This window comes from Pseudomonas sp. R5(2019), from assembly GCF_009905435.1.
Taxonomy (GTDB): Bacteria; Pseudomonadota; Gammaproteobacteria; order Pseudomonadales; family Pseudomonadaceae; genus Aquipseudomonas.
On the sequence record NZ_JAAAMT010000038.1, the window covers coordinates 41,096 to 58,251 of the forward strand.

General features: G+C 55.9%; 6 protein-coding genes. 5 read left to right on the forward strand and 1 reads right to left on the reverse strand.

All coding sequences use genetic code 11. The features are described from left to right. Positions 1-101: 101 nt before the first annotated feature. Complete coding sequence (locus GUY40_RS21100) at positions 102-5,045, reverse strand: RHS repeat domain-containing protein (RefSeq protein ID WP_166570853.1); 4,944 nt, start codon at positions 5,043-5,045, stop codon at positions 102-104. Between the two features lie 238 nt (positions 5,046-5,283). On the opposite strand from GUY40_RS21100, the gene GUY40_RS21105 reads away from it, so the two are divergent. The 5 genes from GUY40_RS21105 (at position 5,284) to GUY40_RS21125 (ending at position 16,850) form a co-directional block, all read left to right on the forward strand. After that, positions 5,284-7,035 (forward strand): hypothetical protein, encoded by a 1,752-nt coding sequence (locus tag GUY40_RS21105; protein WP_166570854.1) that lies wholly within the window; start codon positions 5,284-5,286, stop codon positions 7,033-7,035. Positions 7,036-7,149: 114 nt separating this feature from the next. Further along, positions 7,150-9,423: a hypothetical protein gene (locus GUY40_RS21110; protein ID WP_166570855.1), complete on the forward strand. Its 2,274-nt coding sequence runs from the start codon at positions 7,150-7,152 to the stop codon at positions 9,421-9,423. Further along, entirely contained in the window at positions 9,416-12,253 is a 2,838-nt protein-coding gene (locus tag GUY40_RS21115) for a hypothetical protein (RefSeq protein ID WP_166570856.1), read from the forward strand. Before GUY40_RS21110 ends, GUY40_RS21115 begins: the two co-directional genes overlap by 8 nt. A 51-nt stretch (positions 12,254-12,304) precedes the next feature. Next, on the forward strand, positions 12,305-12,859 hold the full coding sequence (locus GUY40_RS21120; RefSeq protein WP_166570857.1) for a hypothetical protein: 555 nt from the start codon (positions 12,305-12,307) through the stop codon (positions 12,857-12,859). Between the two features lie 91 nt (positions 12,860-12,950). Beyond that, the gene (locus GUY40_RS21125; RefSeq protein ID WP_166570858.1) at positions 12,951-16,850 is read left to right on the forward strand and encodes an RHS repeat domain-containing protein; all 3,900 of its coding nucleotides are present in this window, start codon (positions 12,951-12,953) and stop codon (positions 16,848-16,850) included. Positions 16,851-17,156: the final 306 nt, after the last annotated feature.

The window sequence follows — 17,156 nt, forward strand, 5'->3', positions numbered from 1 at the left end:
GATATGAGAGAACTCTCAAAAACGAGGGTATGGCAGGAGCGGGGGCTCCTGCCGATCTAGAGGCTATTGGGATGTGCAGTCAGCACGTTCTGCTCAGTGGATTAACGTTTTCTTACATCTGCCCCCCACATTCGGCCGAGGGCTCCGGTGGTGGTGATAACGTTCGATGGCCCGCGCACCACCCAATTCCCATCCTGCTTAGTTGAGGTCGAAAACTGAGAAGGAGTAGAAACCCCGCCCGCTGCAGGAGCTGTCGCAGATGTCGCAGATGTCGAGGCCAAGGCTGGAGGCGGAGTAGTTGTTACGGCTGGTGTAATCGGAGTCGGTCGTGTTGATAATGGTTGAGGAAGATGCATCTTTATTCTCGGAATTCTCGGAATTCTCGGAATTCTCGGAATTCTCGGAATTCTCGGAATTTCTAATTTCTTGGCGGCAAACTGCCAGCTGTCCCCGCGTGGAGCTGAGATCCCTGCCAGCTCGTCATGCCACCCCCCAGTCAATCTTGTGCTGGCACGTGTCAACGATGATATAGCCCCCGCTCCCAACTGAAGTGCCAGAGCTCCGTAGCCAGCAATTTGTGAAGCCGTCAAAAGGGTGTTGTTTCCCGTAAACATCCCAGTAGTCGACCCAATAGTGGATGCGGCCTGTAACCCTGCTCCTACAATGGCTGTGGCGGCCTTGGTAGCGGCCACCGTTCCTGCCATCGCCCCCAATACCGCCGTCGCGGCACCAAAGGTTGCGACTGCAGTGAAAATGACACCCACGGCAATGCCGAGCCACCCCATAAAGCCGATACCGCCGCCGAGATTGTTGATCGGCTCGTTCTCCCAGGGCGCGGCAATCCGTCCGCCCGTCACCGAATGCCCACTGGGGTCACGCCAGTAAATCGGGTTGGCTTCGAAGGCCACATACGGGTTGATGCCGCCTTCTGCGAACGGCGCCAGGTTGTCCCGGCTGTGAAAGCGCATCAAGGTCGGGTTGTAGGCTCGGTAGCCCGCCCCCAGCAGGTACCAGTCACTGACCCAGTCCAGCAGTTCGCCATGAAAGCCCAGCAGGCTCTTGAACCCCGCGTCCGCCGCGCGCTCACCATAGGCGCCATAGGTCGCGGTTCGCACCGCCCCCTGTTGGCTCTCGGCGCGAATGCTGTGGTCTGCCGCTGGTATGAGCATCAGGGTGTGTGCATCGGTACCGGTTCGCTGTTGGCCCACAGGCATCTCACCGTCGTGCAGGAAATGCACGTGCGAGTCCTCCTGGGCACTCATGCTCAAGGTATTGCCCTCATAGAAACGCCACGACTTCGGTTCAGTGCCATGATCGACGCTGGTCAGTTTGTTGTGGCCGTCATAGCCGAAGGTCGCGAGCGGCTGGTCGCTGGCACTGTTGATGCCGACCAGGCGGCTCTGGCTGTCGTACGTGAGCTTGAGCCCGCGTTCGTCATTGAGTTGGTTGCCATTGTCGTCATAGGTAAAGGTCGGGGCGCCACTCGCGCGCTCGGGTGTGTAGACGATACCGATTAGCTGGCACGGGTTATTCTGGGCGTAACTGAACCGCGCACGCTCCGTCTTGCGCGGATCGCTATCGTCGACGTCAGCAAACACGTGGACCGTGCGCGTCAGGTTGTTCAGTGCATCGTAGTTGTAAACGACCTCCTGGACAGGTCTGCCCTGATTGCTCTGCGGGAGCGTGCGACCGCTGCACAGATGAGAGACCAGTCGACCGTTCTTGTCATACGCGAACTCTTCTGCCAGCTCAGTGACAGCGCCCACGCTGAGTTCACGCTTTTTCAGCAGGCCGTCCGGTTGCCATTCCTGGGTCAAGGTCCTGGCAGGTTGGCTATCCACCTGTTGCCGACGCGAGGTCTCCCGACCCAATGCATCATATTCATACTCGCAGACCAGAGTGCTGTCAGCGCTCTGGTCTGTCGTGGTGGTGCTTTGCAGCTGCCCGAGGCCATCGTAGGCAAAGCGCACGCTCAGATTGCCTTGACTGAGGGTGCACACTCGCCCGCTCGAGTCGTACTGGTGCCGGGTGACCATGTTGTCGGGGGCCGTGCGCGAGAGAGGGCGGTCCATGACCGAGAAGCGGTGCCGGGTTGTCCAGACGCGGTTCTGAACGTCGGTGAAGGTTTCCTTATTCAGTTGGTGAGATTCGTTGTACGTGTAATCGTATTGGCCAAGGTCGTTTTCGGCACGGGTAACATCGGCGCTGCTGGAGTCATATTCAAAGGTGGCGAGCCCTTCATCGCTCTCGCAGCTCAGGGGCTGTGCGGTCAGGCGCGGTTCATGGGTGAAATGGAGTCGATCCCCTTTGGCGGTTTCATGGATGCTGGGTAGCGGTTCGCTGCCCTTGTATTCGAATTGCTCCTTGTAGGTGCCTACGATGACCGATGTCCTTCGCCCCAGGCTGTCAAATGTTTGGCTGCCAAGGTTGATCCACTTGGATTGGTTCCACACCTTGAGCTCTGCAACAAGCTCCTCGATGCTGTGATCCGCGTATCGACGTTGAACCTTGTCGCCGGTGGGCAGGGTGATTTCAACACGGCGCCCGAAGTCGTCATACGCATAGGAAGTGGTTTTACTCGACAGACCGCTACCGATGCTTTCGGTATGGGTGCGACCCAACCCGTCGTAGGTGAAATGCTGCTCGGCAAGAACGCTGCCATCGTCGCTGAATTGTTGGATGCTCTGCGCTTCGCCGAATGGGTTCAGGTGTGTTTCGGTCACCGCGGTCTTCAACCCGTCAATGCCGCTGCCTTGTTGCCAGGCGCGAATGATAGGGCCCTGGTGGTCACGGGTGCCAATCGGGTCTCGTTCCTCGAACACCATCACTGCGTCCGGGCCAAGGCTTTGCGAGCGCTCACCCCAGTCGTTGTAACGGTAGGTCGTTTCCAGCACCAGCGGTAGCTCATCGATATAGTCGTAGTTTTTTTCACTGATCAACTGACCGATGGCATCGTATCGGGCGGTGTAAGTCTCGCGCATCGGAGTCGGGTTACCTTCGAACACATGGCTACGCTGGACTTCGACGACACGACCCTTGCCGTCCATCAATGTCTTCGTTCTGACCCCTTTTGCACTGGTTTGCTCGACGCTGGCGACTTGCGTCGTTGAGGCGCAAAGCTGGTATTTGTACTGAACGCTGGCCGCGAAGGGCGTTCCAGCCGCTACGGTTTCGCGGGTGATGCGTTGCAACACGTCGTAGGCAAAGCGGTTCTCGCTACCGGTTACGTCCCGCTCACTCAGCAGTAGCCCGTTCCACACCGAATGTTGCTGCCAGGTGACGGTTTGCAGGCCGTCAAAACCTGTCAGGGTTTGCTCGATTCTGCGTACCGGTTGGCCGCTGCTGTCTTCGGCCGGGGTGTATTGGAATGCGGTGGTGTGGGTTTTTCCGTTCAGGGTGACGACCTGGGCTGACGGCAGGCCATGGAGAAGGGCATTGTCCGGGTCGTCGAAGTAACTCAGCGTTGTCTTCTTGAGTTCTTGATCGCCCTTCTTCAGGACTTCACTTTCGAGCGCCAGCCAGACGGGCAGTCCATTGCCGGCAAGGGCTGGCATTTCACGGTAAGTGAATTCTGTTGTCAGGGTTGGTGCATTCTGCGCGGGTGAGGCAGGAGTCACGGTATGGGAGCGCAAGTGACGGACAAAGCCTCGGGTGTCAGCGGGGCATTTGCCGGAAACACCCGTCGCCGGGTACCACTCGTTGACTTCCACCACCCCCGAGGATCGGGTGATGCGGCGCACGTTACCGTAGGGGTCGTACTCAGTGGTGTCTTCCTCCGACCGCATGCGGTTGGTATTGGCAATCTTCCAGCGCTTGATGCTCTTGACTGGCAATAAATAGTTGGGGGGCTGAGATTGAATGGGGTCGTTATCGAGGATGTTGAACTCGGTTTCGATTTCCTGGATAGAGTCACCTTGACGGGTGCTTTCCAGGATCAGTTGATGAAACTTGTTGAAGGTCCGTTCGGTGCTGCGCACAAACGCGTCGCCCTTGAACAGTTCCTGGACTGTTTGGTAAAGGTAGGCGCCGATGTACTGACCGAGGTTGTCCAGGCCATTGTCGCGCCAGATGATCGGCAAGTTCCCGCCCAGGAAGTTGTTGAGCCCTGGGTATCGGTAACGGGTCTCGGTCTTCGGTTGCCCGACACCTGGAAAATCCAGGTGCCGGCTGACACGGGGCAATGGCGGGCGGCGGGCATCGGCGGGGAACTCATGGCCGTTGTCGGCTCCTTCAAGGTAGTAGTATTCATGCCACCCACCGCCGGGCGACTCGACTTTGCTCAAACAGTGATGCTGGTTGACCAGGCGATAGTCGAGTCGCCAGGTGGGTGCATCGACAGCAGCACTGGTATTGTCTTTCGGCAATATGATTTTGGTGACATAGCGCTCTGCGCCGGACAATTCCATCACGAACTCGGCCAATGCCGCGCCATTCTGCCCCTTGTGGGGGTGAAGGGCATATACGACACGTCCGTCCTCGCGCTGGATGTGGAGTAATACCTCGCCGTCGCTGTCCATGATTCGCTCAAGCATCGGCTGATCTCTGAACGTTGTGTAGGTGAAACTGACCCAGTAGCCCTGTTCGTTGTAATACCGGGTGGGTAGCGCCACACGGCCGACGCCGGAGTCCTGGACCTCGAGAATCTCACGTTCACCTGACTTGTGATGCACGCAAAAGCGCGTATCGGTCTCTTGAAAGAAGTGGAAATGGTCCAGATGCTTCTCTTGCATCACCAACTCGTTGGTGGCGCTGTTGACGCCGGTGACGGCGAACTTTTCACCCGATTGAAGCGTCAGGAGATTGTTACCTGGCATGAATTGCAATTGAGAAAGATTGAAATTCCACCCCAGACCAAACCCCGAATCCTCAGTGTTCAGTGGATTGAAGCTCAGCTGCGGGGTCATGCCTGGCCCGCGCAGTGAGTTACAGTGAAATTCCGGCATTTGAATGGATAGGGTGCTCTGACCCGTACGCGCATCTACGCCGGCACTTATAAAGCTCATGAAGTTCCAGGCGGTGGTATGCACTGAAGTGGACGCCGTCATGGTCGAAACCTCGGTAGTCAATGGGGAAGTGGCTAGTTGAATAGGTGTGCATTTAAATGGCTGGTTTTTTTTACGCTGCCCAGCACATTGACGTGCTCTACAACCCAACACTACCCGTTTTAGCGGCATTGAAAACCTAGCAGTTCTGTCAGTAGGCAGGGCGGCGGGAAGCGCGTAAAAATGACCTCACTTCGGGTGTGAACTCACACCTTTGTTGACGAGTCATGGAGTGCAGAGGATGGTAAACCCACTGGCGATGCCACATATTCCTGGTCTGGATGATCGGCAGTCGATTGACTATGAAGGGCTGAACGGTGGTGCCGTGCAGACCTTTATAAAATACGCTGGCATGGCGTTGAATGACTGGATTCAAATCAATATCCGAGGTTGTGGTGAACGGGGTGAAGTCGTTGATTTGGCGGGTTATGACCAGCTGATTGAAGTGACCTCGATCGATGGGTTGGGGCAGCCCTTCGAAATCGCCAACGATTTGGTGGCTTTATTACGAAAAGGCATCATTTTTTATTCTTATGCTCAAGAACTGTCGCGAAATCCCAGGGTGCTGGGCCCCGAGTCATCGCGACTTGTATTTTATGTTGACCGGCCACCCGCGGAGCTCAACGGGGGGTTGGCTGTCGCCCAGTGCCTTGATTCTCATGAGTTGCATTTGGCCTACGAAGAGATACCCGGTGTTGGCGCGACACTTGTTATTCCTGCGTATCAGGATATGCAGAAAGATCAGACCGTGCGTTTAACCCTGACGTTCTGGGATGGAGATTACTCGGAAGACTCACACTCCGCGTTCACGTTGCAAGACGATGATGTCGGGCATCCTTTGCATGTTTTGGTCGAAAGAACAAAATTCAACTACTTCGATTTTTTCGACCTGCACTATGTCATTGAATACCCAGACCAACACGTTATTTCTCCGTCGCAACGCTTTCAATTAAGCATGCCAGCGGGTGAGCGGTTGCCTGCCCTTTCCGTCACCGAGGACGCCGGTAATGGAATCGACCCTGATAAACATCCCCGAGGTATTGAGCTGTGGGCGGTGTTTGATTCGGATATTCGTGAGGGCGACGAAGTGCTGCTGTGTGCCGACGCCGGTACGAGGATCTTGCAGTCGTTTACGGTTGACCCGACAACGCTTGCCAGCGGTCAAGTGCGATTCAGGGTGGGGCCGCAGTGGCTGAAGGACAATGCTGGCGATACAGCGAAGTTCTTCTATCAACGTGCTCGCCAAGGGGCTGAGGCAACGTCAAAGCCATTGTCGTTGAAGCTTCGCGTGTCGCTTGACTTGGCCGAGGTAAACGTCAAGGGAGCAACCGTCGAGAACGGGGAGCCGGGTGCGGTTGCGGGGTATCTGAAGGCTGGCGACGCTACTGGCGGAGTCGAGATTAATATACCGAACGAGGTCAAGTTGCCTCCCAGTGCTAGCGTCGTGCTGCGTTGGGCAGGCCATTCAGGCAGCGGTACGACGCAAGCAGACCCTGAACCGAACAGTGATAATCGATTCTTCAGGGTGGGCCCTGAGTTCGTGGCGCCTAATATCGGGAAAAAACTGACCATTCATTATGAAGTCACTCCACCCGGTGACACTTCAGACCGCTACACGCTGGAAATAAAAGATGAGGGTGGCTGGACAAAATTGCAATGTCCGTTGTTGGAGGGCGGTGAACGCTTGCCGCTCAACAAGGTACCGCCCGAAGGCGCTGAATTTACACTCGCTGCCTGGATGTATATGGACGTAGGGCAGCGAGTCAGAATGATCGCGAAGGGACCCAGTGGCATCGAAGATCATTGGTTGCGTCGTGACGTGGCGGTGACTGAGGACGAATGGTTTGATGACCAGATAAGTGAACGGTTGCCGCGCGAGTTTCTAGAGTCATTGACGTTGAATAGCAAGTTCACGGTGACGGTTTGGGTCAGTTTTGATGAGGGGGCAACGTACGTGCATTTTCATCAACTGACGATCCAGTTGGTTGCTTGATGGTCGGTTCGGCGCTGAACACCGAAATGGGCTGTTTATTTTAAGTGTCAATCATCACCCCGTGCTGTGCAATCAGTGCGCGGGTGCAGGTGTGACTTTATCAGGAGCGTTTACATGTTGGATAATTTATCGGAACGTCTATTGGCGCCGCGTCGCGAGCCTGGCCGTTTGTTCGACTGGGAAGCCATCGTGCAGTTCAGCGAGTCCGCAGTCATCACGTTGTTTCACCATGCTTATATCGAGCGCCTTCGACTGGGCTTTGATGCGCACGCTTTCGAAGGAGGGGTGCAGCTTGAGGGAACTTCGCTGACGCGCCATTTCGCAGGTGTGAAGTTTGGCCCGCCGCAACTATCTTTTGAACCCACGTCGCCGGGTAACCCAAGGATCGGCATGATCCTCGAAGTGCTGGGTGGCAGCCAGGCTCTTTTGGAGACGAGTTACGGCCAAACTCGAATCGTCAGTTTGTCGAATTACAGCCCCCAACCCGGCAACGCGGCTCATCTCAAATGCACCGTGATACCGACATCCGATCCACGTCGGGTAGTCATCAATTTGGGGATCATCGAAGACAGCGAGTTTGAATTCGGCGGTACGTTGGTTGAACAGCGTATGATCGGGCGCGCGATGGCCGCCTTTTTCAGTGAACAGGAAGAATCTGCCAGGCTATTGAAGATTCTGGCGTTCAACCCGGATAAACAACCGTTATTGACCCCCCGTCAAATTGACTTGCGCCTGCAAAAATACGAAGCAACCGGCGAAACCAGCTTGTATGTGCTGCCGACATTCGATTATGGGGTGGGTGGTAATTACCCGGCTGCCGACGGTCGCTTTCCCGAACTGGTTCCGGAGGGTAGCGCAGGTGCAGCGATCGTCTCGTCGAAGCTGGCGCACCGCGCGGCATTGGGCCAGGCCGCCTTTGGCTGGCTGGAGGAACCGGACGCCTTCGACCTATCCGACATTGACGCGGCCCTGAGTTGGATGATCGCAAAAAAGGGCGAGCTGACTATCCTTGACACCGATGGTCGGGATGAGGTCTACGAGTACCGCTGCAACCGATTCAGTGTGCCCTTGGGTCAAGGCACGGTTCCGCTGAGGCTGGACTTCGAAAACAATTGGGCGAAGCAGCATTGGCGAACCACCTTCGTCCCATCTGTGCAGTACAGGCTTGTGGACCAACCCATCTGGACGCCTGTTACCCCCACGTTCCAGCTGGATTTCGAGCATCACTTTTACATCGCGCCTGGTGATGGCGCGCCGATCGAAGCGCAACTTTATCCGCCTGTTGATAAGGCCCCCGAGATCAGCGAACTATCAAGCAATGCCAGTTCATCGACCCTGCCAGCCGGGGTCATCAAGTTCATTCAGAATCTGGTCTCTGACGCTTTGTTGATCAAGCTCACAGACCATATGAGAATTAAATCCTCGGAGATGCTCCTCGCCGGTCTGGACCTGGCCGATGGCCTTGCACTCGAGCCAACGTTGTCGGCCATGTCCCGCGATCGCGATATGGAGAGCATTGCTCAACTCGGGCCCCGGGAGGCGTCATTTCAAGTTGTGGATCCGAAAACGGTGCTGGTTCCGGGCCAGACCGTGCAGTTTGTGACCGAGCCTGCGCGAGCAGGGTTGAAGTGGAAGGCTGTGCTGATCACTGGCACTCACGCGGGGAGGATAGACGAAGACACCGGCAGTTACCGGGCTCCACCGCCACACACGCTTGTGGGGTCTTACAGCCAAGTGATCGTAGAGGCGCGGGACCCGCTCACCGATGAACGCAGTCACTGCCTGCTCACTGTCACGGCGCAGCCTCTTAACCTGAGCACTTTCTTTCAGGAAAGTTGGCCCGATCAAACCTGGTCGCTGAGTGCGTCAAGTTTCAATGGCGCAAAGGTGGATTGGGCATACTCCGGCGCAGGCAGCATGGAACCAACAGTCAACGGATGCGATTACAAAACCCCGCTGGCAGACGATCTGAGCGACTTTTACACCATCGAAGAAGTCCAGGCCACTGCCGCAGACGATTCAGACAAGGTCACGGTCCTTATCAAGAAGGACGAGCCAGACCTGACAGTGATGGTTGATGCGGACGCTGTGCTGCCAGCGGGGCAGGTTCAGTTGATCGCCAAACGTAGAGGCGAGCCCCGGAGTGCCGAATGGAAGGTGCTGGCGGGCGGAGGCTCGGTTGATGCGCAATCGGGTGTGTTCAGCGTATCGCCAAATGACACGAATCGTTTTGCAGTGATCACCGCTCGATCCGGCGAAAACGACGATCCATTTATGGGCCACATCAACCTGCTGCTTCCCTTGAGCAACTACCCCGGCTTGATGAAGAAACTGGCAATGCCGAGTCCAGAGTCGCATGCGTCTGAAGGAGAGAGCCACCATGAGTAATTTGAACGAGTTGCTGGCCGAGATGCGCCGCGGTTCCGTCACCCGCAATTGGGGCGCGGTCTCGGCGCAGAGTCGAAGCCGCACCAACCGGATGCTGGCCGAGCAGTACATCGAGCGTCTTGATCAGAAGAGCTACATTGTGCCGTTAACGGCGGTCGTGGCACTGGAGGACGGAGGCACCCTCCACCTGACAGGCCTGACGCTGGGCCAGCCGTTGCTGCAGTTTCATACGGCGTCGATGGTCAACTCGCAGGCCGTGCTCACAATGAACATTGTTGCGGGTCACTCTATGCACAAGGGGCCGGCGGGCAATTTGATCGCCGCGTTCACCCTCACCGAAGGTCATGGATTCCACGTTGAGTTTGATATCAACCTGGGCATGGTGGTGGGGGAAGTGGATCGGCACGGCAGGGTGACCCTGGACTTGTCGAAAGGGGCAAATCTTCGTTGCAACCTGGCGGATGGCAATCCGATGGTGCGCGATGCGTTGGAAAAACACCTGAAAGCGCGCTTTGATGAGATGCCGGCCGATCGCCGTGTGTTCCAGGTCGGTAGCGTCGATCTCAAGGGCTACAACATGCTCAGCCCTAGAGCATTCAAGATCTACACCCAGCCTGCACCTGGGGCGAAAACCTTCGGCGCAAAGAACTATGGTGACGGTGCGGTGGTGATCTTCATCCAGTTGGTCGGCAATGCCGGCCCTGGTCAGGTGCCCGGAAACTTTCCCTATTTGATTCCTGATGATCAAGATGGCGACGGCAATGATCGGTATTCGGCCGTGCTGGTGGTTGCCGAATCGCTGCTCGAGCATCTTTCCGATGATCGCGACGAAGTGTTCGATGCGCTGAACAGCCTGCTTTACCCGGGCAACAACGCATTCGTCAAGGTCGCGGAATACACGCCAAGGGACCTGCTGGTGGTCGGCAATATCGACCCCATTACGACTCGATACCAGCTTGAGCCTCAGTTCACGTCAATTCAGGCCGGTGAGTCGCTTTCCTTCACCCTGCGTGACGGCAAGGGTACGCCCATCCAGGCGAGCCGTTGGGAAGCGGTAGGGATGCAAAGTCACACCACCGAAAGCCAGGGCAGCATGAAGGCCAATGTCTACACCGCTGCCGCTCGCGATAAACTGGGCCATGCCTGTCTGCGGGTGAGGGTAACAGCGAGCGTTGAGAAAGACGGTCGAACCTATCGCGCATCGGCGCTGGTGCTGGTCAACGCCGACCCGCTGCGAATAGCACCTGGTTTCAGTACCGTTTCTTCAGCCGGCGCCAGCGCCTCGCTGGTCGTGGCAGGTGTGGAAGGGGCCCCTCGTTGGCAGTTGCTGGGTGCCAGGCAGGGTTCGCTAAGTACCGAAGAGGGCGCGCAAACAAGGTTTATCCCTGACGCTGATACCGCCACCCGGGCGCTGGTTGTGCAGAGTCTGCAAGCCCTGTCAGGCACCGCCAACAAGGCCAAGGCTGTGGTGATCGTGGCCAACGGGAAAAGCACCCTGAGTGTCGAACCCGCCTATCAGGGGCAGCTCAAGCCTGGCCAGTCGCGGCAATTGAGTGTCACCGACAACCTGCTGCCCGGGTGTACCCGGCGCTGGAAAGTGCTCACTGAAGGTGCAAGTGTCAGTCCCGGTGGGCTGCTCACCACCACCAGTGAAGCGAACGCAAGCCCTTGTGTTGTACTGATCGAAGAGGTCCGTAATGGGGTGGTGATCAAGCGTGGCACGAGTGTCCTGCAGGTAGATGATGTTGACCCTGAACCCACATGGACGCGATTGACAGAGTTTTCCATCAGGGTAAACGGCGGGCAAGAAGGAGAACGACAAGGCCGGGTGTATGCCAATGGTTATCAGCAGCTCAGAACCGAGATAACAGTCCAGCCGGCGAACGAGGGCAATCAGGAAACCTTCCTCAGCGAGGACGAGATAAATTCGATACGCCTTGTGTTTGCAAAAAACGATCAAGGGGTACCCAGTCTCCCTGCGGATGAGGAGGGGATTGCCGAGGGAGGAGGTTTACCTGCCTGGCAAACCAACTCGGTGTTCAACGAAAAATTCGAACTGGCGAATGGGATAGTGCAGTTTGACGCCGCCTCAGCTCGCAAGAAAGAATTGATCGATACTTATATTCACACCCGTGCAAATGCTTCTGAGCGACTCTATGCCGCGCTGACCCGTGATGACAATAAAGAGTTCGCTTCAAACGCAGACAACAGTGCGAGAGGCGTGATTGAAGTCATCCCGGTACCCATTCCCACGTTTGAAGACGGTCTCTATACCTTCACGCGCCGACGGATGGGCAAGCCACCGGCAAACAAACAAACGGATGAAAATTGGGACTTTGATTGGGTTTTGGACAGCGTTGATTATTGGACGTTGACCTTCAGGCCGAAGGAGTTCGTGATCGTTGAGTTTCTACCGACCTCGTTAGCATCGTCGGGACCTCCCACGTCGATTATTCGCTGGGAGAGTGAGCAGTATGAGGAAGCGATGTTCAGTTATCTTGGCTGGCTGTTCAAGTCGACTGTGCCAGAGGAGAGTAAATTGGGCACGGTAGGATTCGACTATGTGCTCGAATCGATTATCGGTAAACAGCGAATGACGCAAGCGGCCGAGGACAGTGCTGTCGCGTTCGGAAGCGTGGTGTTTGTGCTCAATCGATCCAGCAGTACCCCGTATGTTCCCCGGGGCGCACTGGCGAGAAACAAGATGGATAAATTCCTTAAACTCCTTGCGCGTGATAAACAGGGTAATCCGCACCACCGAGTGATCAGTTTCGAAACAGCAGGTACACCGTACCATCGAGACAAGCTTGTGCATATCAAAAGTGCGTGAGTCAGCAATTGATTAATTGTCAGGATTATCCTATTTAAGAGGTGAAGTAGCATGGATATCAAAAAGACTAGGCTTTGGCGTTTGTTGTCGGTGATTTTACTGGTTGGGTGGCTGGGCGTAGGCACAGTCTCTGCGGAAATATATCCAGACGGGTCGATTGCTTTTTTCAATAAGGAAGGGGATCAGAAGTGTTCTATTCCTTTTGTATCGGGATTTAGAGCGTTACATGCCATCCAAGGCTGCAGCGATAACCAGGCTTATTATTTTGGTCTTTCTTCGGTTCCATCAGCTACGCGGTTTTTTCTGTGTAGTGAGCGTTTGGATCTTCCTGTTGATGGAAAGAATAACTGCTTGAATCAGTTTGATTGGAAATATACCCTGAAGACAACTCGGGTTATTACCACGACTGATAAGATTAGAATTTCCGACCTTACGAACAAAGCGCCAGGTACGGTTGTTGTTCCCGGCGTTGTGGTTGTGAAGATTGAGCACAATGGTGGGAATATAGATGGAAAATTATCAGCGGTAAAAATTTTCCGCTCCGCGCCTGGCCCCGGCCCGACAACCGCTCCAGCCACTACCGCTGCACCGGTAAAAACCCAGTAAGCGAGTAATCTGTTAGTTAGCGTGTTGTGTCTTGCTTTTGGCGGGGTGCCATTCTGCCCCCGCCGATATCAATCTATCAGAGGTATTTGTCATGGCGACAACAACGTCGGTGCATTCCCGTGCCTTCAACTTCAGCAGTTATGTCGAGGGCGGTGTTGACAAGCGCACTGCTCAATACACGGTGAACGTTGCACTTCCTGAGGTAAAGACCAATAACCTGCAGGGGCCGGGTTTTCCCCTGGCGCTTAAATTCAGCCCGCTTAGCCCTGTGGACATGGGCTTCGGCCTGGGCTGGAACCTTAATCTTTCGGAATTCGATATTCGCGACAAGATTATCTCGTTGCACACCGGTGAACGCTTTAAAGTGACGGGTACCGGCAGCAATAACGAACTGCAGATGGATGAGAAAAAACTCAACAGTTTTCGCTTATATGAACCGGCGCCCAACCGCTATCGTGTGGTTCATAAAAATGGACTGATCGAGATCCTCGAAGCGCAGGGTGCCAGCGGCAACCAGGTCGCCTTGCCGGTGGAAATCTATTCTCCCCAGGGTCACAAGGTGAGACTGACCTACACCATGTTCGGCGAATATCCGCGCCTGGAGCAGGTCATCGACGATACCGATCAGGTGCTGTTGAAGATTGACCGCAGTAGTGATCAGGTGGTGCTGAGATTGCACCCCAATGCACCGGGTGGGCCACTGGCGCAAATTGACATGACGCTGTCGACGGCCGACAAATGGGTCAGCGCCATTATCTTGCCGACCGCCGAACGGGCCAGTTGGCGCTTTGCATACAAGCCGATTCGTGAGTTCGCGGTTATCACCCAGGTAGAAACGCCCATGGGGGCAGTAGAGCAGATCTTCTACGACGATGAAGGTCACCAGTTCCCGGTAAAAAGTGGTCGCCTGGCGTTGCCGCGAGTGACCCGGCACCTGACAACCCCGGGCCACGGCCAGGCCGACGTTGATGTGCGTTTTACATTCCCGAACATCAATAACTTTCTTGGCGGTGGCCTGAATATTGATTGGGAGGGTACAGGCCAGGACAACCTTTACAGTTATCTGGCGGATTACGTTTACAGCGTCGAAGAGCATCTGTTTGAAAACGATGCCCCCGTGCGTACCGTGGTGCGTGACTTCAACCGCTTGCATTTGTTGATCTCGGAGAAAACCGTGCAAGGTGACAAGGCGCATACGGTGTTGAACACCTACGACTTGCTCCCCACGCGTCCGATCAACGAGCAAGCGCCTCATTGCCAACTGCCCCTCACCACCATTCAGCGCTGGTCGCTCAGCGATTCGACACGACCGCGCAGTGAAACCACTACCTACAAATATGACAGCGAAGGCAACCCGACGCGGGAAGAAAAACCCAACGGTGTTATCGAAACCCGTGAGTGGTACCCAAAATCAGCTTCAGACGGTTGTCCTGAGGACCCGCATGGCTTTATTCGCCACTTGAAAAGCCTTACGGTCACCCCCGCCACCTCGGGCGAAACCGGTGCGCCCACCCTGAAGACGGAATACCGTTACAAGGCTGTGCCCCCTGTCAACGGCAGTGGTCAATTTGACTGGATCGCCGAAGAGCGCCAGATCTTGAGTGCGGGTACCAAAGAGCTCAAGCGTACGGAGCTGTCCTATATCGAAAAACCGGCTGAACCGGACGTGCATGGCCGTATCAGCGAGCAAAAAGTCACCTTGAATAACAACCCTACCAAAATGTTCTACGCCTACAGCCGCGTCGATAGCCAAGACGGTCATCCGCTGTTGGAAACAGTCCTGACGGTGGAGGGGTTTGATGGCAAAACGAAAGTGATGACCACCCGCGATGTCATCAGAACGGGGCATCCAAAAATCGAGTACGACGATAACGACGTGCAGATTGAGTACGAGTATGACTTTCTGGGCCGGGTGACGAAAGAAACCGTTGCACCGGGCACTGCCTATGAAGCCTTTCGCACCTTCGCCTACACCCTGTGCGCAGGTGCGGGTGAACAGGCCACTCAGACGGTGGTCGATGTCAACGAGGTCCCGACGGTCAGCAGATTTGACGGCCTGGCCCGCGTGGTCGAAGAGCTGCGCGACGATAAGGACCCGGGGGCCCGAAACGGGACGCTTCGACCCATCTATTCCGCCGTTTACAACGCCCTTGGCCAATTGGTCAAAGAGACAGTAAAGGACATTGGGGATGAATTTTCAGAGCAATTGACCACTGAATTCCTGTATGACGAATGGGGCGAGCAGCGGTGCGCCATTGGCCCGGATGGCGTCAAAAGCTTCGAAGAAACCGACCCGCTGGGAAGTACCGATCACCGCGCACCGATCAAGACCAGTTGGCAGGAATCAAGCGACGGCCGAGTCCGCAGCGGTAAAACCGTGACGCGGTTAGACCTGTTCGGGGAAGAAGTCCTGGTCGAGCGTTACGATGTTGCAGAGACAAAGATCAGTCGTACCCAAAGCCGCCGTGATGGCCTGGGGCGCTTGAGCCAATCGTTGGAAGGCGTTAATACAGCAACTGCCTATGTCACTCGGTATGGGTATGACGAGTTCGATCGTGAAGTGAGCAAGACGCTTCCAGACTTGGCCGTGGTACGGCGCGAATATGCTGATCACAGCGACAAGGACCTGCCAACCAAAATCAGCGTCAATAACAAAGAGCTCGGGTGTCAAACGTTCAACGGTCTGGACCTCAGAACGTCAGCGAAAACAGGCGGGCGGGAAGAGCGGTTTGAGTATGAACAAGGCCTGAGCCAGCCTTCCATCGTGACCAAACCGGATGGCTCAATCGTGGGATACGACTACACTCCGCGATTGCATCAGGAGCCTGTTGAGCGACGTAAACCGAACAGCAAGGCGACCTATGCGTATGATTCGAAGAATGCCAGGTTGTTGACGTGTGTCGAAGACGGCGTGGCGCTCGAACTCACGTATTACAGCAATGGCGAGCGCAAAACCGAGAAGCGTACCCAAGGCGGCGATGAGTACACCATGGCGTACCGCTACAGCTTGCTGGGCAAACCGCTGGGCTACACCGACGTGCTCGGCCAAACCCAGCGCCATGAGTATGACGCCGCCGGCCGGTTGTCGAAGACGGTACTGGGCACCACCACCACCGGGATTACCTACGATTCGCTCGGCCTCACCGACACGGTGACGACCCATGACAGTGGCCAGCAACTGGTCACCCGCTTGAAACACGATGAGTTCGGGCGTGAAATCGAGCGCCAGTTTGATTTCGGTGGCTCGATTCAAACGATGACTCAAACCTACGACCATGGCGACAGGTTGTTGACACGCACCCTGGTTGAGGGGGGCACAGTCCTGCGTGACGAGACGTACGGGTACGACAACCGCGATCGCCTGGTCAGCTACACCTGCGAGGGAAGTGAAAAGCCGATTGATCCGTATGGTCAGGCAATCAAGGAGCAGGTGTTCCGCTTCGATGAGCTCGACAACATCACGACCGTGATCACCGTTTTTGAAAACGGGGGTCAAGAGGTGCAAAATCGGGCGCGATACTTCTTTGAAAACCTGAAGGATCCGGCGCAACTGACCCGGGTGACCAACAACCAGGTGGATTATGGCTACCCGGCCGAAATTCGACTGACCTATGACCTCAACGGCAACCTGACGACCGATGAGGCGGGGCGTACGCTGGAATACGACAACCTGAACCGATTGATGACAGTCCGTGAGCCAGGCAGGGCTGCGCCATCGGTCTACCGCTATGACGCGCAAGACAAGTTGGCCGCGAACGATGATGAACAGCGGTTCTACAACAACGACCAGCTGTTCAGCGTGGTGAGCGACGGCAAGCAAAGCACCTTCATGCGCGCCGACGTCCACCTGGTGGCGGAGCAACAAAGCGTGCCTGCGACCAGGCCCGCCGATGAGCTGAGCCAATTGAGAGAAATGTTCGAACAGCTGAAAAAGTTGGTCGAGGAATTTGGCAAGCGGCTTCGCGAGCTGGAGAAATTGTTCACCCGTTAAAACGCTGCAGTTGCAACAAGCGATCGCAAGCCCGCCTTCCATGGCGTGATTCAGACTGCTGACAAACCCAAATCTACCTGCGGGACTCGACTTATGTAGGAGCCGGGCTTGTCGGAGCGCCGAACCGCCGCGATGCAGGCGCCGCTGTGTTGCTGATACAACGCGGTGTCTTCATCGCGGGCAAGCCTCAATGCCAGTCAGTTAAGGCGAGATCTATGTGGGAGCGGATTTACCGGATCGCCGGACCGCCGCGAATGAAGGCACCGCGCAATGCCAGAAAAACCGCGGTGAATGGATTCGCGGATA